The sequence below is a fragment of the Rhodoferax sp. GW822-FHT02A01 genome, assembly GCF_038784515.1.
Classification (GTDB): Bacteria; Pseudomonadota; Gammaproteobacteria; order Burkholderiales; family Burkholderiaceae_C; genus Allorhodoferax.
In genome coordinates this window covers 2437291-2458255 of record NZ_CP152376.1, presented here as the reverse complement: position 1 = coordinate 2458255, position 20965 = coordinate 2437291, and the positions used below count along the sequence as shown (strand labels likewise).

Here is a 20965-nt window from a genome sequence, read left to right as displayed (position 1 = left end):
TCCCGTTTAGAGAGACCACCCCATGAACTACGAATGCATCAACACCCGTGTGGAAGGCGAGAAGGCTGCCATCATCACGCTCAACCGTCCCAAGCAGCTCAATGCCCTCAATGAGCAGCTGATGATCGAGCTAGGCCATGCGCTCAAGACCTTTGATGCCGACGAAGCCATCGGCTGCATCGTGATCACCGGCAGTGAGAAGGCTTTTGCTGCGGGTGCCGACATCACCGCCATGGCCACCAAGACCTTTACCGAGGCCTACCGTGACGATTTCATCACCCGCAACTGGGAAATCATTCGCAGCATCCGCAAACCTGTGATCGCTGCGGTGAGCGGCTTTGCGCTGGGCGGCGGCTGCGAGTTGGCCATGATGTGCGACTTCATCATCGCCTCCGACACAGCCAAATTCGGCCAGCCTGAAATCAAGCTGGGCATCATCCCCGGTGCCGGCGGTACGCAACGCCTGCCCCGCGCCGTGGGCAAGTCCAAGGCCATGGATCTGGCCCTGACCGGTCGCATGATGGACGCCGCCGAAGCCGAGCGCGCTGGCCTGGTCAGCCGTGTGGTTCCGCAAGACAAATTGATGGATGAAGCGCTGGGCGCCGCCCTGATGATTTGCGGCTACTCCCAGATTGCCACCATGGCGGCCAAGGAGACTGTCAACCGCGCCTTCGAAAGCGGCCTGTCCGATGGCCTGATGTTCGAACGCCGCCTGTTCCACGCGCTGTTTGCCACCGCCGACCAGAAGGAAGGCATGGACGCCTTCGTGAACAAGCGCAAGGCTGAATTCCGCAACGCCTGAAGCCCGATCAAAAGGCCGCTGACAAAAGTCCGTTTGGACTTGCTATAATTGCGGCCTTCGGTGATATAGCTCAGTTGGTTAGAGCGCAGCATTCATAATGCTGATGTCGGTGGTTCAAATCCACCTATCACCACCAAATTCCCCAAGCCCGCTGTCCTTTTGGCGGGCTTTTTGGTTTCTGGACGCGTGATAGCATCCCGACCATTCCCTCCACAGCCTCTGGATACACACCATGAACCGCTGCAACTTCAAACACCCGTCGCGTCTGCGGCGCACCTTGCTGGCCCTGCCCTTGCTGGGCCTGGCCGCTCTGTCGCAGGCGCAAATCAATGTGCGCCCCTTCCCGCCCAACGCCATGCGCGGCACCATGGTGGTGACCTATCCGCCCATCATCCAGATGGATGGCAAGGCTGACCGGCTTTCTCCCGGCTCCCGGATCCGGGGAACCAACAACCTGCTGGTGCTGTCCGGTTCCATCGTGGGCCAAAGCCTGGTGGTGAACTACGTGCGCAACCCGACCGGTGAAGTGCACGACGTCTGGATACTGACCGACGCGGAAGCCGCGCTCAAACTGCCCACCCAGCAGTAGCACTTTGCAGCCGCCATGGCGGCTGACACTGCTTCGCCGCCTGCGCGGCAGCCCCTCTTTGCAGCACGTCGCTGCACCCTTGTATTTCGCGGAGTTGCTCCATGTCCAAAAAAGTCTTTATCAAAACCTTTGGCTGCCAGATGAACGAGTACGACTCGGACAAGATGGCCGACGTGTTGGGCGCGGCCCAGGGCTACGAGCCCACGCAGGACGTGGAAGAGGCCGACCTGATTCTCTTCAACACCTGCTCCGTGCGGGAAAAGGCCCAGGAAAAGGTGTTCTCTGACCTGGGCCGTATCAAGCACCTCAAGAAGAAAGGCGTGCAGATCGGCGTAGGTGGCTGCGTGGCCAGCCAGGAAGGTGCGGCCATCATCGCCCGCGCACCCTATGTGGACGTGGTGTTTGGCCCGCAAACCCTACACAGGCTGCCGGAGATGCTGGCGGCACGCGCGGCCCAGAACAAGCCGCAGGTGGACATCAGCTTTCCGGAAATTGAAAAGTTCGATCACCTGCCGCCCGCCAAGGTGGAAGGCGCATCCGCTTTTGTGAGCATCATGGAAGGCTGCAGCAAGTATTGCAGCTACTGCGTGGTGCCCTACACCCGCGGCGAAGAGGTGAGCCGCCCGTTTGAGGACGTGCTGGTAGAGGTGGCCGGGCTGGCCGACCAGGGGGTCAAGGAAATCACCCTGCTGGGCCAGAACGTGAATGCCTGGCGTGCGCCCATGGGTGCTGGCGGCTCTGAAGTTGCGGACTTTGCCACCCTGCTGGAATATGTGGCCGACATTCCGGGCATTGAACGCCTGCGCTTCACCACCAGCCACCCCAATGAGTTCACGCCTTCCCTGATCGCCGCGTACGACAAAATCCCGAAGCTGGTCAGCCATCTGCATCTGCCGGTGCAGCACGGAAGCGACAATATCCTGATGGCCATGAAGCGCGGCTATACCGCCATGGAATACAAGAGCACGGTGCGCAAATTGCGCGCCATCCGTCCGGACATGGCCATGAGCAGCGACTTCATCGTCGGCTTCCCCGGAGAAACGGAAGACGACTTCAACAAGATGATGAAGCTGATCGACGACATCGGCTTTGACAACAGCTTCAGCTTCATCTTCAGCCCGCGCCCCGGAACACCTGCGGCCAACTTGCACGATGACACGCCGCACGATGTGAAGCTGCGCCGCCTGCAACACCTGCAGGGCGTCATCAACGCCAACATCACCCGCATCAGCGAAAGTCGCTTGGGCACGGTGCAGCGCCTGCTGGTGGAAGGGAGCTCCAAGCGCGACAGCGGTGAACTCATGGGCCGCACCGAGTGCAACCGGGTCGTGAACTTTGCCGGCCAACCCCGGCTGATCGGCCAGATGGTGGATGTGCGCATCACCGAGACGCGCAGCTACACCTTGCGTGGTGAAGTGGTGACGACGGAAGCGCTTGCCTAGAAAGGCATGCCGGGCATGCCTTTCATGCCCTTCATTCCACCCAGGCGCTTCATCATCTTCATCATGCCGCCGCCCTTCATCTTCTTCATCATTTCCTGCATTTGCTCGAATTCCTTGAGCATGCGGTTGACCTCCTGCACCTGAACACCCGCGCCCGCGGCGATGCGGCGCTTGCGCGTGGCCTTGATGAGCTCGGGCTTGGCGCGCTCCAGCGGCGTCATGCTGTGGATGATGCCTTCCTTGCGTTTGATGTCCTTTTCGGCGCGCTCCATGTCGACCTGACCAGCCTTGGCCGTCATGGCGGCGGGCAGCTTGTCCATGAGACTGGAGAGCCCGCCCATCTGCTTCATCTGCTGAATCTGCGCCAGGAAGTCGTTGAGGTCGAAACCGGCACCGCTCTTGACCTTGGCGGCCAGTTTCTGCGCTGCTTCGATGTTGACGCCGGAAGTGACCTGCTCCACCAGCGCAACGATGTCGCCCATGCCCAGAATACGCCCCGCATGGCGCTCTGCATCGAACACTTCCAGGCCGTCAAGTTTTTCGCTCACGCCGGCAAACTTGATGGGCGCCCCCGTGACTTGACGCACCGACAACGCTGCACCACCGCGCGAGTCGCCATCGGTCTTGGTCAGCACAATGCCGGTCAACGGCAGCGCGTCCTTGAATGCCTTGGCCGTGTTGACCGCGTCCTGCCCCTGCATGGCGTCGACCACGAACAGCGTTTCCACCGGGTTGAGGGCGGCGTGCAGCTGCTTGATTTCCAGCATCAAGGCTTCGTCAATGGCCAGACGCCCCGCGGTGTCCACCAGCAACACGTCAAAAAAGTGCTTCTTGGCGTAGTCCAGGGCTGCCAGGCCGATGTCCACCGGCTTCTGGTCTGGCGTGCTGGGGAACCACTCGGCGCCGGCCTGCGCTGTCACCGTCTTCAACTGCTCGATAGCGGCCGGGCGGTACACGTCGCCCGAGACCGTCAGCACCTTTTTCTTGCGCTTTTCGATCAGGTGCTTGGCCAGCTTGCCGGTGGTGGTGGTCTTACCTGCGCCCTGCAGACCCGCCATCAGAATCACCGCGGGCGGCTGGGCCGCCAGATTGATGTCGCTGATGCCCTCTCCCATGGTGGCTGCAAGCTCACGATTGACGATGCTCACCAGCACCTGACCGGGTTGCAACGAGCCCAGCACTTCCTGGCCCAGCGCCTTTTCCTTGACGCGTGCAATGAAATCACGCACCACCGGAAGTGCCACATCGGCCTCCAGCAGCGCCATGCGCACCTCCCGCAGCATGTCGGAGACATTGCTTTCGGTGATGCGCGCCTGCCCGCGAAGTTCCTTGACGAGGCGGCTGAGTTTGTCGGTGAGTGCGGAGGCCATGGGTGAAAAGTCCGGCAAGCCGGAACCTGTATTTGGGCGCCAGACGGAGCTGGCGGAATGCAAAACGCTAAACTGTGCACATGATTTTAGCCAGTGCGTCCCCTATCCCGCTGATTCTGTCGGTTCTGTCCGCGCTGGCCTATGCTTTTCCAGCCGTTCTGGTCAACCGCATGGGAGTGCGGTCCGCCCATTTGTGGGTGGGAGTAGCCTGGCTATTGCAGGGGGCTTTGCTGGCGCTGGCACTGCTGGGCGATCCGCCGCACTTCGGTTTTGCCACGGCCCTCTCGGTCACCGCCTGGCTGGTGGCTGCGGTATATGCGGTGGAAAGCCTGATTTACCCGCAGCTCCCGACGCGCTGGACGCTCAGCACCATTGGCGCCATTGCTGTCATGCTGGCCTATTTGTTTCCGGGCAGTGTCATGCCCGCCACCACCTCGGTCTGGCTTCCGGTGCACCTGGCTTTTGGTGTGGCCTGCTACGGCCTGTTCGGCATGGCGGTGGTGCATGCATGGTTCATGAACCACGCGGAGCGACGCATTCGCTCTGGCAAGGACTCCCACAGTGGACTGCCGCTTCTGACCCTGGAGCGGCTGACCTATCGCTTCGTGGGTGCCGGATTCGTGCTGCTCAGTGCCACGCTGGTGGTCGGCATGCTGTTTGGCGAGGTGGTCTATGGCCACGCTTGGCGCTGGGACCACAAGACGGTGTTCTCGGTACTGTCATGGCTGACCTTCGTGGTGCTGCTGGTCGGACGCATTGGTTTCGGCTGGCGCGGCAAGCGGGCCACCACGGTGTTGTACATGGGGTCGGCATTTTTGCTGCTGGCCTATGTGGGGTCACGCTTTGTGCTGGAGATCATTCTGGGACGCGCACCGTGAAGTTCCTACTGCTGTTCTTCATCTTCATGGTGTTTGCATTCCAGTGGCGTCACTCCCGTGCCAACAAGGTGAACAAGGCAGTGCGCAAGAGTGCGCCCCCCCCAGGTGCCGCGGCCATGGTGGTATGTGCGCACTGCGGTGTGCATCTGCCGGCGACCGAGGCCGTACACGGCGCACAGGCGGTGTACTGCAGCGCCGCGCACCGCCTGGCCCGGGAGCCCTGATGTCCGTGTCTGCCCGCGTGCGCTCCTGGCTGGGACCGGTAGCAGCGTCGGGTACGGATATCCATACGGACGATACACGCGAGTTCTCTCGTATCTGGCAGGGCTTCATGACGGCCCGTCTGACGCTGGGTCTGGTGCTGGTGGCCATGCAGATCACCATGCGGGCCACTGGCTCTACACACAGCATCTGGCTGCTCCTCATCAGTGTGGCGTATTTCGCCAGCACCCTGACCACCGGACTGTTTGGCAAACCTCTGTTTCTCGGTGATCGGTTCAACCGCCACTGGATCCGGCTGGTCGGGCTGGACGTGCTGGCGTTTTCTTCGCTGCAAATCCTGCAGGGCAGCCCGGTCAACTACACGCCGTTGTTTGCCCTGCCAATCTTGTTGGCATCGGTGCTGGGGTCCTTGCGACTGGCGCTCGGTACCGCCGCCGGGGTGACGGTGCTGCTGCTCGGCAGCACCCTGCCCGAATTACTGCAGGTCAGCACCGGCACCACTGTCACGCTGCTGCAGGCCGCCCTCACTGGGGCGGGCTACTTTGCCATCGCTTTGCTTGCCAATCAGCTGTCCACCCGTTTGGCCAGTGAGGGTTTGCGGGTACGCAGCAGCCAGGCGGCAGTCAACCTGCAACGGCAGGTCAACGAACTGGTTATTGAGTCCCTGCCCGATGGGGTGCTGATTGTGGACCGGCAGGGCGCCATCCGCGCGGCAAATCCGGCAGCACGCGCATTGATGGCGGACGCCACGGAGTCGCCGGAATCATTCAGCCATCTGCAGCAAAGAGCCGAATGGCAACCCCTGCTTGATTTGACGCAGCGCAGCTTTGCCCTGGCAATGGCCCAGGAAGAGGACATCAGTATCCGCTCCCCCGAAAGGGGTCCGCGTCGCATCCATGTGAGCACCCGGCCCACCAATCCGCAGGCGCTTGGCGGGGAGAGTTTGTGCGTGCTGTTCATGAAGGACCAGAGAGAGCAGGAAGCACGCATGCGTACTGAAAAGCTCGCCAGCATGGGCCGCATGTCCACAGCGGTGGCGCACGAAATCCGCAACCCCCTGGCAGCAATTTCACAGGCCAATGCGCTGCTGGAGGAAGACCTGAGCGAACTGCGTCACAAGAAGTTGACCCGCATGGTGCATCAGAACACGCAGCGCCTGTCCAAAATCGTGGACGACATTCTGGATGCGGCGCGGGCACAACCGCGGGAAGGTGGGCTCACGGCATTGCATGTGGCGCTGAACTCGACCACCCAACGCATCTGCAACGAATGGGGGGAGCAAAACCACTGCCGTCAACGCCTGCTGTGCACATTGGCAGATGTACCCACCACCGTGCAATTTGAAGGTGACCATCTGCGCCGCGTGCTGGTCAATCTGCTGGACAATGCACGCCGCTTCTCCAGCGACGTGCCTCACAATATCCGGGTACAGACTTATGTCCCCCAGGGAGAATTTGCCACTCTGGAGGTTTGGAGCGAAGGCCCGCCACTGGACCAGACCGTGGAGCGTCACCTGTTTGAACCTTTTTTCTCATCCGAGAGCCGCTCCAGTGGCTTGGGGCTTTATATTTGTCGCCAACTCTGTGAAGGGCACGGAGCCAGCATTGCCTATGAACGCAGCCGGCGCGCAGTCGATGGCCAGATGGTGGATGGAAATGCCTTTGCCATCACCCTGGTACGCGTCGCCGGTGCCGTCCCGGACAATGAGGAAGCAATCCCATCCGTATGGCCTCCACACACCCATTGACTGACATCCAAATCCTGGTCATTGACGACGAACCAGATCTTCGTACGCTGTATGAGCTCACGCTGCTACGCGAGGGCTACCAGGTGGATGCCGCCGCGACCATACAAGAGGCGTGGGAGCAGCTCAACAGGCAGCGATTTGATCTGGTAATCACCGACATGCGCCTACCGGATGGCTCCGGCATCGATCTGCTCAAGGGATTGCGCGCGCAGCAGCGGCAAGAGCGTTGCATCGTGATCACCGCGTATGGATCTGCCGAGAATGCGGTGGACTCCCTCAAGGCGGGTGCATTTGACTATCTCACCAAGCCGGTGGACCTCAAGCAGTTCCGCGCAGTGGTGAGCGCCGCGGCATTGGGCGCACGCACGGCCGCGGCAACGGCCTCCGACGTCCTGCCTACGCCGCCAGATACACCAGCTGCAGCGCTAGGCGGAAAGGGGGAGCAGGCACTGCAGCGCCTGGTGGGCGACTCGCCAGCAATGCGCGCCGTGCGCGAGCGCGTTGCCAAAGTGGCGCGCAGCATGGCGCCGGTGATGGTGCGCGGCGAATCCGGGACCGGCAAGGAACTGGTAGCCCAGGCACTGCATGCCAACAGCCACCGCCGCGATGGCCCATGGGTTGCAGTGAACTGCGGTGCCATCCCCGAGAACCTGCTGGAAGCGGAGTTCTTCGGTGCCAAGAAAGGGGCCTACACCGGCGCCACACATGACCGTGAAGGCTTCTTCCAGGCGGCCAACGGAGGCACCTTGTTTCTGGACGAAATTGGCGATCTGCCGCTGCCCATGCAGGCCAAGCTGCTGCGAGCCATCCAGGAGCGGCGAATACGCCCCCTGGGCAGCACCCAGGAGGAAATTGTGGATGTGCGCGTCGTCAGTGCAACCCACAAGGATCTGCCCAGCGAAGTCGTCGCAGGCACTTTCCGTCAGGACCTGTTCTACCGCCTCAACGTGATTGACATAGACATCCCACCTCTGCGCGAGCGCCCGGAGGATTTGCCTGCGCTGTGCCAGACATTGCTGGAGCGCATTTCCCGGGATTCCGACCTGCCCATGCGGCAGGTCCCCGCCCACACCATGGCGCGCCTGGCCGGACTGCCCTTGCTGGGTAACGTGCGTGAACTGGAAAACATTCTGCACCGTGCGCTGGCCCTCAGCGAAGGCAACGCCCTCGAACTCTCGGGCATAGAGCTTGAGCGCTGCATGCCCTCCCCCCAACGCACTTCAACGCCTCCCCAGGCGGTGGAGACCCCGGCGGCCAAAGCGCCCTTGCCGGACGACCTGCAACGCTATCTGGACGAGCAGGAGCGCAGCATCCTGGTGCGTGCGTTGCGGGAAACCGGATTCAACCGTACCCTGGCAGCCAAACAGCTGGGACTGACGTTGCGACAAATACGCTACCGCATAGCCAGGCTCAAGATCGATGCACCAGACGTGAGCGGCGAGGATTCCGATGAATAGCCCCCCTGCCGTGGACCCGATCACGTGGCGAGATGGCTGGTACGCCTTTGCACGCCGCTGTGATTCGCCCAATTTCGGACCACGCCCCAAAGACGTGGCTGTCGATCTGGTGGTGCTGCACTCCGTCAGCCTGCCACCCGGCGAGTACGGAGGAGATGCGGTGCAGCAGCTTTTTTGCAATACGCTGGACTGGAACGCACACCCTTACTTCAAGCAAATGGAAGGTCTGCAGGTTTCCGCGCATTTCTTCATTCAGCGTGGAGGCGAGTTGTGGCAGTTCGTCAGCTGCGATGACCGGGCCTGGCATGCAGGGCAGTCGCGCTTTGGCGAGCGAAGCAACTGCAATGACTTCTCCATAGGCATAGAACTCGAAGGACTGGAAGGCAACACCTTCGAGCAACCCCAGTACGAAACCCTGCTCGCCCTGTTGCCCGCGATCGCTGGCCATTACCCGGTTGCGCACATCGCGGGACACGAACACATTGCCCCGGGACGCAAATCCGACCCCGGTCCCGGCTTTGATTGGGACTATCTGCGTAACCGTTGCGGCTTTTTACCCCCGTATTTTCCCGATAAGCATATGTGATGGGCGGCTGACAGGCCGACCTGGTGCAGCCGGCATCCGCAGGTGCACACTTATCTGACAAAAACGCCGGCCACGAAAGGTCTTGCGCGGCGCGCTTTTGGCGACAAAAACGTCCGCCAAGCCGCGCCAAATCGACGTCCTTTTTGTTGGAGCCGCATTTCATGCGGGCTGGGCGCGGGCGGAGAGAAAAAGTCCTGCATTGCAAGACCTTGTTGCAACTTTTTTCAGTCGCAATGGGCCATCCCGCATCGTCGTTGGATACACTACAGGTAGTGGCTTGCCATCAACCATGACCCCAGATATAGTGTGTTACGTTCACACGGATACACAAGGGGATCGCACCGATGACAGGCCCTTCCCGACTTCCCTGAACCCCAACAATAAAACTGATTTAGAAGAGGAAATCATGCAGTCTTACGCATCTCCAAGCACCCCACTGTCCACCGGCGTCCTGAGTACCCAGGCTGCTCCCTCATATGCCGACGCGCAGGCCCATCCGTTGGCCCATTACCAGATCATCCGGCGCAACGGCGCAGTGGTTCCGTTTGAACCCAATAAGATCGCCGTGGCGATGATGAAAGCCTTTCTGGCCGTGCACGGCACACAGGGTGCAGCGTCGGCCAGCGTGCGCGAAACCGTGGATGGCCTGACGCAGCAAGTCATTCGCGCGCTGATGCGTTCACGCCCGGGTGGCGGCACTTTCCATATTGAAGATGTGCAGGACCAGGTGGAACTGGGACTGATGCGCGGTGGCCACCACGAGATAGCCCGCGCCTATGTTCTGTACCGCGAACGCCGCACCCAGGAGCGCGCCAAGCAGGTGGAACAGGTCAAACCCAAGGCGGCCACTATCCACGTCACCGAAGACGGTCAGCGGGTGGAGCTGGACCTGGACCTGCTCAAATCCCGCATCGAGACTGCTTGCGCCGGCCTGGGCGCCGACGTCAAGGCCGATCCCATCGTGGCCGAGACCATGCGCAATCTGTACGACGGCGTTCCCATGGACGAGGTCTACAAGGCATCCATCCTGGCAGCCCGCACACTGATCGAGAAAGATCCGGACTACACCTACGCCACTGCGCGCCTGTTGTTTGTCACCATCTCGCGCGAGATTCTGGGCCGCGACGTGGCCCAGGCCGATATGGCACAGGCCTATGCCGACTACTTCCCCGGTTTCATCAAGAAAGGCGTGGATGCCGAGCTGCTGGACGAAAAGCTGCTGCAGTTCGATTTGAAGCGACTTGGCGCCGCACTCAAGGCCGACCGCGACCTGAATTTCGACTACCTGGGTCTGCAGACTCTGTACGACCGCTACTTCCTGCACGTGGGCAAGAAGCGCATCGAACTGCCGCAGGCTTTCTTCATGCGTGTGGCCATGGGCCTGTCGCTCAACGAGATCGACCGTGAGGCACGCGCCATCGAGTTCTACGAAGTGCTCTCCAGCTTCGACTTCATGTCCTCCACACCCACACTGTTCAACAGCGGCACGTTGCGCTCACAGCTCTCCAGCTGCTACCTGACCACGGTGCCGGACGATCTGGATGGCATCTACGAATCCATCAAGGAAAACGCACTGCTGTCCAAGTTTGCCGGCGGCCTGGGCAACGACTGGACGCGCGTGCGCGCCCTGGGCTCCCACATCAAGGGCACCAATGGTGAATCGCAAGGCGTGGTGCCGTTCCTCAAGGTGGTCAATGACACCGCCGTGGCCGTGAACCAGGGCGGCAAGCGCAAGGGCGCGGTCTGCACCTATCTGGAGACATGGCACCTGGACATTGAAGAATTCCTGGAGCTGCGCAAGAACACCGGTGACGACCGCCGCCGCACCCACGACATGAACACCGCCAACTGGGTGCCTGACCTGTTCATGCGCCGCGTCATGGAAAAGGGCACGTGGACATTGTTCTCGCCCTCCAACGTGCCGGACCTGCATGACCTGTTCGGCGCCGAATTCGAGAAGGCTTATGTAGCCTACGAAGAAAAGGCTGCGCGTGGCGAAATCAAGCCCAGCCGCACGGTGCAAGCCGCTGACCTGTGGCGCAAGATGCTGACCATGCTGTTCGAAACCGGCCATCCCTGGATCACGTTCAAGGATGCCTGCAACGTGCGCTCGCCTCAGCAGCACGCTGGCGTGGTGCACTCGTCCAACCTGTGCACGGAAATCACCCTCAACACGTCTGACACTGAAACCGCGGTCTGCAACCTGGGATCGGTCAATCTGCTGCACCACCTGAAGGATGGCGAGAACGGCAAGGATCTGGACCACGACAAGCTCAAGCGCACCATCACCACGGCTATGCGCATGCTGGACAACGTGATTGACATCAACTACTACGCCGTCAAGAAGGCACGCGACTCCAACCTGCGTCACCGTCCGGTGGGTCTGGGCGTCATGGCCTTCCAGGACAGCCTGTACGCGCTGCGCATTCCTTATGCTTCGGATGCCGCGGTTGCTTTTGCCGATCGCTCCATGGAAGCGATCTGCTACTACGCGTACTGGGCGTCCACCGAGCTGGCGCGCGAACGCGGCAAGTACTCCAGCTACAAGGGTTCCTTGTGGGACAAGGGCGTGCTGCCACCCGACACGCTGGACATGCTGGCCAGTGCCCGTGGCGGCTATGTGGAAGTGGACCGCTCCGCCACCCTGGATTGGGATGCCCTGCGCAAGAAGATTGCTGCCGACGGTATGCGCAATTCCAACTGCGTCGCCATTGCCCCCACCGCCACCATTTCCAACATCATCGGCGTGGATGCGTCGATCGAGCCCTGCTTCGGCAACCTGTCCGTCAAGTCCAACCTGTCGGGCGAGTTCACCGTGATCAACAGCTATCTGGTGCGCGACCTCAAGCGTCTGGGCCTTTGGGATGACGTGATGGTGATGGATCTGAAGCACTTTGACGGATCACTCGCGCCCATCGACCGCGTGCCGCAGGAAATCAAGCAGCTGTACGCCACTGCCTTCGAAGTGGAAACCCAGTGGCTGGTGGAAGCTGCCGCACGCCGCCAGAAGTGGATCGACCAGGCCCAGTCTCTGAACATCTACATGGCGGGTGCCTCCGGCAAGAAGCTCGACGAAACCTACAAGCTTGCCTGGCTGCGTGGACTCAAGACCACCTACTACCTGCGCACCATGTCTGCCACACATGCTGAGAAATCGACTGTGTCCGCTGGGCGTCTGAACGCTGTGTCGTCTGGCAGCGAAAACGGCGGTCAGAAGATGAGTGCATTGGAAGCCGCTGCCGCAGCAGCCAAGGCGCAAATGGCCTTGCCGGAAAATGCCGCGACTGACATCCGCTTCTGCGGTGTGGACGATCCCACTTGCGAGTCGTGCCAGTGATTGGCGATGCGCATTGCATGCATTTGCGATGCTATTGAACAACACTCTTAGGCGGTGAAATGAATGATAACTTTTCATTTCATTTCACTGCTCCCATAATCCGCTGATTGGAATACCCTATGTTGTCCTGGGACGAAGAAGTCAAGCCCTCACCGCAAACTAATTTCTCACGTACGGCGCACTCTGCTGCACCGCTGACGCAAGAAGACGCCGCTCTCGGATTGCGCACCCTGCATGATGGTGCCGCGGTTCCAGCCCCTGCTGCAACGTCTCCCATCAAACCTCTGCTGACCGAAGCCGCACGTCGTGTGCGTGCTGCAGACAAACGCATCATCAACGGTCAGACCGACGTCAACCAGTTGGTCCCCTTCAAATACAAGTGGGCGTGGGAAAAGTACCTCGCCACCTGCGCCAACCACTGGATGCCGCAGGAAGTCAACATGACGCGCGACATTGCGCTCTGGAAAGACCCCAACGGTCTGACCGAAGACGAGCGTCGCATCGTCAAACGCAACCTCGGGTTCTTTGTGACCGCCGATTCGTTGGCTGCCAACAACATCGTGCTGGGCACCTACCGCCACATCACTGCACCGGAGTGCCGCCAGTTCCTGCTGCGCCAAGCCTTTGAAGAAGCCATTCACACCCACGCCTACCAATACATCGTGGAATCGCTGGGTCTGGACGAAGGCGAAATCTTCAACGCCTACAACGAAGTCCAGTCCATTCGCGACAAGGACGAGTTCCTGATCCCCTTCATCGAAGCGATCATGGACCCCGCCTTTCACACCGGCACACCAGAAACGGACCAGACGCTGCTCAAGAGCCTGATCGTGTTTGCATGCCTGATGGAAGGCCTGTTCTTCTACGTAGGCTTCACGCAGATTCTTGCCTTGGGCCGTCAGAACAAGATGACCGGTGCCGCAGAGCAGTACCAGTACATCCTGCGTGACGAGTCCATGCACTGCAACTTCGGCATTGACCTGATCAATCAGCTCAAGGCCGAGAATCCGCATCTGTGGACGCCTTCGTTCAAGGCGGAAATCAAGGCGCTGTTTGAAAAGGCAGTGGAACTGGAGTACCGCTATGCCGAGGACACCATGCCACGCGGCGTGTTGGGCATGAATGCATCCATGTTCAAGGGCTATCTGCGCTACATTGCCAACCGTCGCGCCACCCAGATTGGATTGGAGGCACTCTTCCCCAACGAAGAGAACCCCTTCCCTTGGATGAGTGAGATGATTGACTTGAAAAAAGAGCGCAACTTCTTCGAAACCCGTGTGATTGAGTATCAGTCGGGTGGCGCGCTTTCCTGGGATTGATGTCTCACAATGTTTTCTAGAATTTCACACCTGAACAATCGCGCCGTAGAGCGTGGTGTGCGGGTGTGTTACCACGTTCATGCCGCTGGGCAACTTCCCAACGGTATGAATCGCTTCTTGTACTCCAACTCACAAGAAGTGCTCTTTGTTACTTGATCAAGGAGAAAGTTATGGCAACTGCAAAAAAACCGGCCGCAAAGAAGGCCGCACCCGCGAAGAAGGCTCCTGCTAAAAAGGTAGCCGCTAAGAAGGCAGCTCCTGCTAAGAAGGTAGCCGCTAAGAAGGCAGCTCCTGCTAAGAAGGTAGCCGCTAAGAAGGCAGCTCCTGCTAAGAAGGTAGCCGCCAAGAAGGCAGCTCCTGCTAAGAAGGTAGCCGCCAAGAAGGCAGCTCCTGCTAAGAAGGCGGCTCCCGCCAAGAAAGCTGCTGCGGCCAAGAAGCCCGCTGCAAAGAAGCCAGCAGCCAAGAAGGCAGCCAAGAAGCCGGCTGCGAAGAAAGCCGCGAAAGCACCCGCTGCCGCTGCCGCTCCTGCGGCCCCTGCTGCTCAGACCACTCTGAACCCGCAGGCCGCTTGGCCCTTCCCTACGGCCAGCAAACCCTAATCAAGAAATTGGTTAGTAGCAAGCCCGGCACCGCGAGGTGTTGGGCTTTTTTCATGGGTAAAAGGCAAGCAGCTTGTAACCCGCAATATTTTCAATGGCCGACCCGGCGCGCACAGCAACGGGAATGCTGCTGGAGAGTTCAGCCCCAGCCTCCATCACGGGAGTCTTGCCCGCAAACTCCTCTGCAAGAATGACCCGTCTCAACAAAGGCTTGTCCTGCATGTCGGTCAGTGTCAGCTCCAGCGCGGGACTGGCAAGCGCAAGGGTTGCGGCGTTCTTCAGCGTCACATTCAACAGGTAGATTCCGGGCTTGATGCTTGTAAACGCTGAACTGTCGATAGCTATCGACTCGATCTGTCTGGGCGCGGACACAGCGCACCTGAGTACATCGCAAGCAGCCACCAGTACCGGTCGCATGCTCGGAATGATGGTGGCCACGCGATCACGCTCTGCCATCAGCAATTGGAGCCCAAGCATGGCCACCAACAGGCAGCACACCGCAACTATCATGCGCTTGCCAAAGATGCGTCCCAGCCGGGAAGTGCGCTCTTCGCGCGGCATGAAAGACAGCGGAACTTCTTCGGCTGATGCTGGCGCATCTTCCTCGGACACATCAACCGACGATTCGGGAGCATGCTGCCAGTTGTCCTCCATCGGTGGCGCGTACTGGGAGGCTAGGGAGTCTTCCATCACAGGCAAGTCAAAATGGCTTGGCTCCAGATAGGGCTCCACCTCGGCAGGAGGCTCCTCGTTCAAGACGTCTTCTGGCGTTGAAGATGGCTCATCACCGACGTGATGCAACTCCTCGCTCAGATTGGCAATTGGCTCTTCGGCACTGAGGTGTACCTGCGGCTCCGCAATTGCCCCCCAGTCGTAACCCACATTGATGCTTGACGCGGGATCCAAGGGATCCGATATGTCACCTGGTGAGTAAGTCGCTTCGGGCGGCAATCTGACTTCAGGTGCTGACACCACGACAGGTGCGTCCTGCGATTGCATATGTGCATTCGCATCGAAGACTTCATCACACTGACCGCAACGCACCCAGCCTTCGGATATCCGAAGCTGGTCCGGCACGACGCGAAACATCGTGGCGCATGCCGGGCATTGGGTAATCAGACTCATGTGCGGCTCATTGTAGAGCGCAAAGTCAGGCGCTAAAAAGCAGCCGTCATCAGGATCCAGCCATCTTCCGCATCAGCGACCGACAACTTGCAATACGGCGCGTAGGCGGCAATCAGCTCATCGGCCTGCCGCTCCAGAATACCCGCCAGTACCAGACTGCCGCCGCTTGCCACATGGGAGCACAACAAGGGTGCCAGCACCTTAAGTGGTGTGGCGAGAATATTGGCCAGCACCAGCCCGAAGGTACCCACCGCCTTGTCCGGCAGGCCGGCATCCAGCACGACCCGGTTGGCTTCGGCATTCAGTTGTGTGGATTGCACGGCCGCTTCATCGATATCCACAGCGATCACTTCCGAAGCGCCGTACTTGGCCGCCCCGATAGCCAGAATGCCTGAGCCGCAACCATAGTCCAGCACACGGGGCGCCACCGGATGACAGGCGATCCAGCGCAGGCACATGCGGGTTGTCGGGTGCGTACCCGTGCCAAAGGCCAGCCCCGGGTCCAGGCGAATGACTTGTCTGGCTTGCGCAGGTGGCTCATGCCATGTGGGGACAATCCAAAAATCGGACGTAATCTCCACTGGCGCGAACTGCGATTGGGTAAGACGCACCCAATCCTGGTCAGCCACCGCGTTGAGCCCCAGAACCTGACACTTACTGAAGAAATCCTGCAACTGCAGCAAAGTAGCAGCCTCTTGGGCAGACTCTTCCTTGTCAAATAGTGCGATCACGCGGGAGCGCTGCCAGCCATCCTTGGGAGGCGGCATGCCCGGCTCACCAAAGAGCGCCTGCTCTGCATCGGTCTGGGCATCTGCATCTTCCACGCTCACGCTCAACGCGTCGAGCGCATCCAGGGCATCACTCAGACTTTCCACCCGGTCCTCCGGGCACATCAGGCGCAGTTCAAACATGCCTGGTACTTTCAGCGCTTGTGCTGCTCGAGCCAGTGTTCGAGGTAGTGGATGTTGGTTCCACCGGCCATGAACTTGGCATCCACCAGCAACTCACGATGCAGGGGAATGTTGGTGTTGATACCTTCCACTACCGTCTCGGCCAACGCCGTGCGCATGCGGGCCATGGCCTGCTCGCGCGTGTCACCGTGGGCAATGATCTTGCCGACCATGGAGTCGTAGTTGGGCGGCACAAAGTAGTTGGTGTACACATGCGAATCCACACGGATACCAGGACCACCAGGCGCGTGCCACATCGTCACGCGTCCCGGAGACGGAATGAACTTGTAGGGATCTTCGGCATTGACCCGGCACTCGATGGCGTGCCCGCGCATCACGATGTCCTTCTGGGTGAAAGGCAACTTCTCACCGGCGGCCACCATGATCTGGGTCTTGACGATGTCCACACCGGTCACCATCTCGGTCACCGGATGCTCCACCTGCACGCGGGTGTTCATCTCGATGAAATAGAACTCTCCGTCTTCATACAGGAATTCGAACGTACCGGCTCCGCGGTAGCCAATCTTCTTGCAGGCGGCCACGCAACGCTCGCCAATGCGTTCAATCAGCTTGCGATTGATTCCCGGTGCGGGAGACTCTTCCAGCACCTTCTGGTGACGCCGTTGCATGGAACAGTCGCGCTCACCCAGATACACTGCGTTCTTGTACTTGTCGGCGATGATCTGGATTTCCACATGGCGCGGATTCTGGAGGAACTTCTCCATATAGACCGCGGGATTGCCGAACGCCGCGCCGGCCTCAGCCTTGGTCATCTGCACCGCATTGATCAACGCCGCCTCGGTATGGACGACACGCATGCCACGTCCGCCGCCGCCGCCAGCAGCCTTGATGATGACCGGGTAGCCAACGGCCTTGGCCACACGACGAATGGTTGCCGGGTCATCCGGCAGTTCACCCTCTGAACCGGGCACGCAAGGCACACCGGCACGGATCATGGCCTGCTTGGCAGATACCTTGTCACCCATGATCCGGATGGATTCCGGTGTGGGGCCGATGAATTGGAAGCCACTCTTTTCCACACGCTCGGCAAAATCGGCGTTTTCACTCAAGAACCCGTAGCCTGGGTGGATCGCCTCGGCGTCCGTCACTTCCGCAGCGGAGATGATGGCCGGCATGTTGAGGTAGCTCTGTGCCGAAGCCGCAGGCCCAATACACACGGCCTCTTCCGCCAGCTTGACGTATTTGGCTTCCCGATCCGCCTCGGAATAGACCATCACAGCCTTGACCCCCAGCTCGCGGCAGGCCCGCTGAATTCGCAAGGCTATCTCGCCACGATTGGCGATCAGTATTTTTTTGAACATGGGCTTGGCGCTTATTCGATGATGAACAGTGGCTGGCCGTATTCGACCGCTTGCCCGTTCTCGCACAGAATCTTGGTAACGGTCCCCGATTTGTCGGCCTCAATTTCATTGAGGATCTTCATGGCTTCAATAATGCAGATGGTTTCGCCTTCCTTGATGCTGTCACCAACCTCCACAAAAGGTTTGGCGCCAGGCGAGGAAGCACGGTAGAAGGTCCCGACCATGGGAGATTTGACGGCATGACCGGCAGCAACCTCTTCAACCACGGGCGCTACGGGAGCAGCCACAGGTGCGGCAACTGGCGCTGGAGCGGATTGAACCTGATGGTAGACCGGTTGGCCGTAACCCTGAGCCAGAGCCCCGCCTCCCTTCACGATGCGCACCTTGCCTTCGGCCTCGGTAATTTCCAGCTCCGAAACATTGGAATCAGACACGAGGTCGATCAGAGTTTTGAGTTTGCGTAAGTCCATGGAGTCTCCAACAACGTTCAGTAACAGGGGCCGTAATTTACAGCAAAATTACCGCAATTTTCGGCAATTTTATTTATTTGTCGTCAATTCAAGGTTAAATACTTGTATGACACGCCGCGGACAAGCATGCAATGTCCGGGCAAAAGACGCGGAGCGGGGCTATTTTAACTGAGCCCAGAGGTTCAGATCATCCGGCCGCAGACGGCCCAGTTTGCGTTGCACCACAACGCCCTGTGCATCCAAGGCCACGGAGAACGGCAAGGATCCTGAGGGGTTTCCCAACTGGCGTGCCAGCCCAGCACCGGTGGCCGCGACCAACCCCACAGGAAAATCCAGTGGAAGTTTTTGCAGAAATCCTTGCACGGCATCGGGTCTGTCGACCGCAAGGCCGACGACTTGCCAGCCATTGGACCGGTTTTTCCGGTAGAAGTCATTGATCAGTGGCAACTCTTCAATACAGGGTGGACACCAGGTTGCCCAGAAGTTGACCAACAACGGCTTGCCACGGAACTCCTGCAAGCGCAGAACGCCTCCTTGTGGCCTGTCCCATTGCAGCTCCCAAAAGTCGGGTACCACCTGCACAACATCCCCGGAACTGTCGCTTGCCTGATTTTTCCACCACGCCAAGCCGCCGCCGCCCAATGCCGCCAGCACGCCGGCAGCCACCAGCAAGCCACGTCGAGATGGGTGCGACGCGGGTTCGTCAGCTGTACCGGGGGTTGAATTTGCTTCCGTCATAGCCGTCCATCATGCAACAAATTGCGCAAGGCCGCTGCATCCCCACGGGGCTTGCGGCCGCGGGCATCCGGTTTCAAGGCACCACGCATGTCGTCCAAATCGTAGACAAGCAGGTGCACCCCCACGTGCGCCTCCAGGGCAGGACATGCCACTTGCACACTGAGCGCATCCACCATCTCACCGTGAAAGCCGGGAACCGAGTGGACTTCAAAGCGCACGCCCATATCAATGAGCGATATCTCTGCCGACTTGGAGTCGTCACAGAAAAGCTGGATGTAAATATCCGACAGGCGTGTGGCCGTCCCGCGCCACACGGCGCCCCCCAGATGGGGTCTGTACGTATGCATCTTCTCCAACCAAGTTAGCGCCAACTCACGCAATGAGCGCAATTCTGCCGGCTGTGTATCGGCGCAGAAGATGGCTATGTACTCTTCTACCGCCAGTTCGATGGCATCGTTGTCCGGCAGCGCCGTGCGTCCTGGCAGACCCATTTGCTTGACTGCGCGGCGCTTGGCAGCGCCATATTCCAAGCCCTCTTCCACCACCATGCGGGCGGCGGTCGATGCAATTTCTTCTTTGACGGAGTCCATATCGGCATTGTGCACAATAGCCCTATGCACATTCATATTCTGGGTATCTGTGGCACTTTCATGGGCGGTCTGGCCGCTCTGGCACGCGAAGCGGGGCATCGCGTTACTGGTTGCGATGCGGGTGTGTATCCACCCATGAGCGACCAATTGCGGGCTTTGGGCATCGACCTGGTGGAAGGTTTTGGCGCCGACCAGATGGCACTCAAACCCGACATGTTTGTAGTCGGCAATGTGGTCAGCCGCGCGCGCCTTGACAATGGCGAGCCCAAATTTCCCTTGATGGAAGCCATTCTGGATGCAGGCGCGCCCTACACCAGTGGCCCGCAATGGCTGGCCGAACACGTGCTGCAAGGCCGACATGTGCTGGCCATTGCCGGCACCCACGGGAAGACCACCACCACGGCCATGCTGAGCTGGGTCTTGCAGAGCGCAGGCCTGGAGCCGGGCTTTCTGGTGGGCGGCGTCCCCATGAACTTCGGCGTCTCCGCCCAACTGGGCAAAGGCAAGTGCTTTGTGATCGAAGCCGATGAGTACGACACAGCCTTCTTTGACAAGCGCAGCAAGTTCGTCCACTACCGTCCGCGCACCGCGATCCTGAACAATCTGGAGTTCGACCACGCCGACATTTTTGACAACCTGGCAGCCATTGAACGCCAGTTCCACCACCTGCTGCGTACTGTGCCCTCCAGCGGGCGGGTGGTAGTCAACGGTCTGGAAGAAAGTCTGGCGCGCGTATTGCACCAGGGCTGCTGGAGCGAAGTGCGCAGCTTTGGCGCCGCAGTGAGTGACTTCACGGCGCAAGGCGAACCCCATGACTTCGACGTGCTGCTCCGCGACAAACCGGTGGCCCACGTGCGCTGGAATCTGGGCGGCGTTCACAACCAGCTCAATGCGCTGGCCGCGATCGCGGCCGCCGAACACGTAGGCGTGAGTCCGCAACAGGCAGCGGTGGCCTTGGGGACCTTCGAGAACGTCAAACGCCGCATGGAAGTGCGGGCACAGGTCACACTGAACGGCAGCAGTAACTCAGCACCCGTCACCATTTACGACGACTTTGCCCACCACCCAACCGCCATCCGCACAACGGTGAACGGCTTGCGCCGCAAGGTCGGCAAAGCACGCATCCTGGCCGTATTTGAGCCTCGCAGCAATACCATGAAGCTGGGCGCCATGAAGGCCCAGCTACCCTGGAGTCTGGAAGAAGCGGACCTGGCCTTTTGCCACAGTGGCGGCCTGGGTTGGGACGCAACTGAAGCGCTCAGCTCCATGGGCCAGCGCGCCTTTGTGGCCGACACGGTGGACGGAATTGTGGCGCTGGTTGTAGCCCATGCCCAACCCGGCGACCACATTCTGTGCATGAGCAATGGCGGCTTCGGCGGCATCCATGCGAAGCTGGAACTGGCCCTGCGCCAGCGCTAGAAC

General features: G+C 60.0%; 19 protein-coding genes and 1 tRNA gene. 13 read left to right on the top strand and 7 right to left on the bottom strand.

The features are described 5' to 3' along the window. Window positions 1-22 precede the first annotated feature (22 nt). The 4 genes from AAGF34_RS11525 to miaB all read left to right on the top strand — a co-directional run bounded on the left by AAGF34_RS11525 (window position 23) and on the right by miaB (window position 2833). Window positions 23-802, top strand: coding sequence for an enoyl-CoA hydratase (locus AAGF34_RS11525; protein ID WP_342620740.1), 780 nt, complete (start codon window positions 23-25; stop codon window positions 800-802). 59 nt (window positions 803-861) lie between these two features. Beyond that, window positions 862-938, top strand: a tRNA-Met gene (locus AAGF34_RS11520). Window positions 939-1034: 96 nt separating this feature from the next. Beyond that, window positions 1035-1391 carry a hypothetical protein gene (locus AAGF34_RS11515; protein ID WP_342620739.1) on the top strand — a complete coding sequence of 119 codons (357 nt, stop codon included), beginning with the start codon at window positions 1035-1037 and terminating at the stop codon, window positions 1389-1391. A 101-nt stretch (window positions 1392-1492) separates the two neighbouring features. Continuing rightward, window positions 1493-2833: a tRNA (N6-isopentenyl adenosine(37)-C2)-methylthiotransferase MiaB gene (gene miaB / locus AAGF34_RS11510; protein WP_342620738.1), complete on the top strand. Its 1341-nt coding sequence runs from the start codon at window positions 1493-1495 to the stop codon at window positions 2831-2833. On the opposite strand, the gene ffh is transcribed toward miaB, so the two are convergent. Further along, window positions 2830-4203 carry a signal recognition particle protein gene (ffh, locus tag AAGF34_RS11505; protein ID WP_342620737.1) on the bottom strand — a complete coding sequence of 458 codons (1374 nt, stop codon included), beginning with the start codon at window positions 4201-4203 and terminating at the stop codon, window positions 2830-2832. The two genes, miaB and ffh, sit on opposite strands and share 4 nt — an antisense overlap. Before the next feature lie 80 nt (window positions 4204-4283). Here ffh and ccsA point away from each other — a divergent pair, with 80 nt between their 5' ends. From ccsA to AAGF34_RS11465, 8 genes are all read left to right on the top strand, one after another. Next, complete coding sequence (gene ccsA / locus AAGF34_RS11500; RefSeq protein ID WP_342620736.1) at window positions 4284-5081, top strand: cytochrome c biogenesis protein CcsA; 798 nt, start codon at window positions 4284-4286, stop codon at window positions 5079-5081. Continuing rightward, on the top strand, window positions 5078-5305 hold the full coding sequence (locus AAGF34_RS11495; RefSeq protein ID WP_342620735.1) for a PP0621 family protein: 228 nt from the start codon (window positions 5078-5080) through the stop codon (window positions 5303-5305). Before ccsA ends, AAGF34_RS11495 begins: the two co-directional genes overlap by 4 nt. Beyond that, entirely contained in the window at window positions 5305-7050 is a 1746-nt protein-coding gene (locus AAGF34_RS11490) for an ATP-binding protein (RefSeq protein ID WP_342620734.1), read from the top strand. The genes AAGF34_RS11495 and AAGF34_RS11490 overlap by 1 nt, the downstream gene beginning before the upstream one ends. After that, window positions 7047-8507, top strand: a complete 1461-nt coding sequence (locus AAGF34_RS11485) for a sigma-54 dependent transcriptional regulator (protein ID WP_342620733.1) — start codon at window positions 7047-7049, stop codon at window positions 8505-8507. The genes AAGF34_RS11490 and AAGF34_RS11485 overlap by 4 nt, the downstream gene beginning before the upstream one ends. Then, window positions 8500-9093: a 1,6-anhydro-N-acetylmuramyl-L-alanine amidase AmpD gene (ampD, locus tag AAGF34_RS11480; protein ID WP_342620732.1), complete on the top strand. Its 594-nt coding sequence runs from the start codon at window positions 8500-8502 to the stop codon at window positions 9091-9093. The genes AAGF34_RS11485 and ampD overlap by 8 nt, the downstream gene beginning before the upstream one ends. A 406-nt stretch (window positions 9094-9499) precedes the next feature. Next, window positions 9500-12430: a ribonucleoside-diphosphate reductase subunit alpha gene (locus AAGF34_RS11475; RefSeq protein ID WP_342620731.1), complete on the top strand. Its 2931-nt coding sequence runs from the start codon at window positions 9500-9502 to the stop codon at window positions 12428-12430. A 119-nt stretch (window positions 12431-12549) separates the two neighbouring features. Next, on the top strand, window positions 12550-13749 hold the full coding sequence (locus tag AAGF34_RS11470; protein WP_342620730.1) for a ribonucleotide-diphosphate reductase subunit beta: 1200 nt from the start codon (window positions 12550-12552) through the stop codon (window positions 13747-13749). Window positions 13750-13919: 170 nt separating this feature from the next. Beyond that, on the top strand, window positions 13920-14348 hold the full coding sequence (locus AAGF34_RS11465) for a histone H1-like DNA-binding protein (protein WP_342620729.1): 429 nt from the start codon (window positions 13920-13922) through the stop codon (window positions 14346-14348). 51 nt (window positions 14349-14399) lie between these two features. Here the strand turns inward: AAGF34_RS11465 and AAGF34_RS11460 are convergent, their stop codons facing one another. From AAGF34_RS11460 to AAGF34_RS11435, 6 genes are all read right to left on the bottom strand, one after another. Beyond that, the gene (locus tag AAGF34_RS11460) at window positions 14400-15473 is read right to left on the bottom strand and encodes a zinc-ribbon and DUF3426 domain-containing protein (protein WP_342620728.1); all 1074 of its coding nucleotides are present in this window, start codon (window positions 15471-15473) and stop codon (window positions 14400-14402) included. Window positions 15474-15505: 32 nt separating this feature from the next. Continuing rightward, a complete protein-coding gene (gene prmA / locus AAGF34_RS11455) occupies window positions 15506-16384 on the bottom strand; it encodes a 50S ribosomal protein L11 methyltransferase (protein WP_342620727.1) in 879 nt (292 codons plus the stop codon). 11 nt (window positions 16385-16395) lie between these two features. Then, a complete protein-coding gene (gene accC, locus AAGF34_RS11450; RefSeq protein ID WP_342620726.1) occupies window positions 16396-17745 on the bottom strand; it encodes an acetyl-CoA carboxylase biotin carboxylase subunit in 1350 nt (449 codons plus the stop codon). 11 nt (window positions 17746-17756) lie between these two features. Then, window positions 17757-18215 (bottom strand): acetyl-CoA carboxylase biotin carboxyl carrier protein, encoded by a 459-nt coding sequence (accB, locus tag AAGF34_RS11445; RefSeq protein WP_342620725.1) that lies wholly within the window; start codon window positions 18213-18215, stop codon window positions 17757-17759. 159 nt (window positions 18216-18374) lie between these two features. Beyond that, window positions 18375-18881, bottom strand: coding sequence for a TlpA disulfide reductase family protein (locus tag AAGF34_RS11440; protein WP_342621083.1), 507 nt, complete (start codon window positions 18879-18881; stop codon window positions 18375-18377). 68 nt (window positions 18882-18949) lie between these two features. Next, window positions 18950-19543 carry a hypothetical protein gene (locus AAGF34_RS11435; RefSeq protein WP_342620724.1) on the bottom strand — a complete coding sequence of 198 codons (594 nt, stop codon included), beginning with the start codon at window positions 19541-19543 and terminating at the stop codon, window positions 18950-18952. Window positions 19544-19567: 24 nt separating this feature from the next. Here AAGF34_RS11435 and mpl point away from each other — a divergent pair, with 24 nt between their 5' ends. Further along, window positions 19568-20962 carry a UDP-N-acetylmuramate:L-alanyl-gamma-D-glutamyl-meso-diaminopimelate ligase gene (gene mpl / locus AAGF34_RS11430; protein ID WP_342620723.1) on the top strand — a complete coding sequence of 465 codons (1395 nt, stop codon included), beginning with the start codon at window positions 19568-19570 and terminating at the stop codon, window positions 20960-20962. Window positions 20963-20965 lie beyond the last annotated feature (3 nt).

Coding starts and splice junctions, on each gene's coding strand:
- AAGF34_RS11525 (WP_342620740.1), top strand. CDS start 23: ATGAACTACGAATGCATCAACACCCGTGTGGAAGGCGAGAAGGCTGCC.
- AAGF34_RS11515 (WP_342620739.1), top strand. CDS start 1,035: ATGAACCGCTGCAACTTCAAACACCCGTCGCGTCTGCGGCGCACCTTG.
- miaB (WP_342620738.1), top strand. CDS start 1,493: ATGTCCAAAAAAGTCTTTATCAAAACCTTTGGCTGCCAGATGAACGAG.
- ffh (WP_342620737.1), bottom strand. CDS start 4,203: ATGGCCTCCGCACTCACCGACAAACTCAGCCGCCTCGTCAAGGAACTT.
- ccsA (WP_342620736.1), top strand. CDS start 4,284: ATGATTTTAGCCAGTGCGTCCCCTATCCCGCTGATTCTGTCGGTTCTG.
- AAGF34_RS11490 (WP_342620734.1), top strand. CDS start 5,305: ATGTCCGTGTCTGCCCGCGTGCGCTCCTGGCTGGGACCGGTAGCAGCG.
- ampD (WP_342620732.1), top strand. CDS start 8,500: ATGAATAGCCCCCCTGCCGTGGACCCGATCACGTGGCGAGATGGCTGG.
- AAGF34_RS11475 (WP_342620731.1), top strand. CDS start 9,500: ATGCAGTCTTACGCATCTCCAAGCACCCCACTGTCCACCGGCGTCCTG.
- AAGF34_RS11470 (WP_342620730.1), top strand. CDS start 12,550: ATGTTGTCCTGGGACGAAGAAGTCAAGCCCTCACCGCAAACTAATTTC.
- AAGF34_RS11465 (WP_342620729.1), top strand. CDS start 13,920: ATGGCAACTGCAAAAAAACCGGCCGCAAAGAAGGCCGCACCCGCGAAG.
- AAGF34_RS11460 (WP_342620728.1), bottom strand. CDS start 15,473: ATGAGTCTGATTACCCAATGCCCGGCATGCGCCACGATGTTTCGCGTC.
- prmA (WP_342620727.1), bottom strand. CDS start 16,384: ATGTTTGAACTGCGCCTGATGTGCCCGGAGGACCGGGTGGAAAGTCTG.
- accC (WP_342620726.1), bottom strand. CDS start 17,745: ATGTTCAAAAAAATACTGATCGCCAATCGTGGCGAGATAGCCTTGCGA.
- accB (WP_342620725.1), bottom strand. CDS start 18,215: ATGGACTTACGCAAACTCAAAACTCTGATCGACCTCGTGTCTGATTCC.
- AAGF34_RS11435 (WP_342620724.1), bottom strand. CDS start 19,543: ATGGACTCCGTCAAAGAAGAAATTGCATCGACCGCCGCCCGCATGGTG.
- mpl (WP_342620723.1), top strand. CDS start 19,568: ATGCACATTCATATTCTGGGTATCTGTGGCACTTTCATGGGCGGTCTG.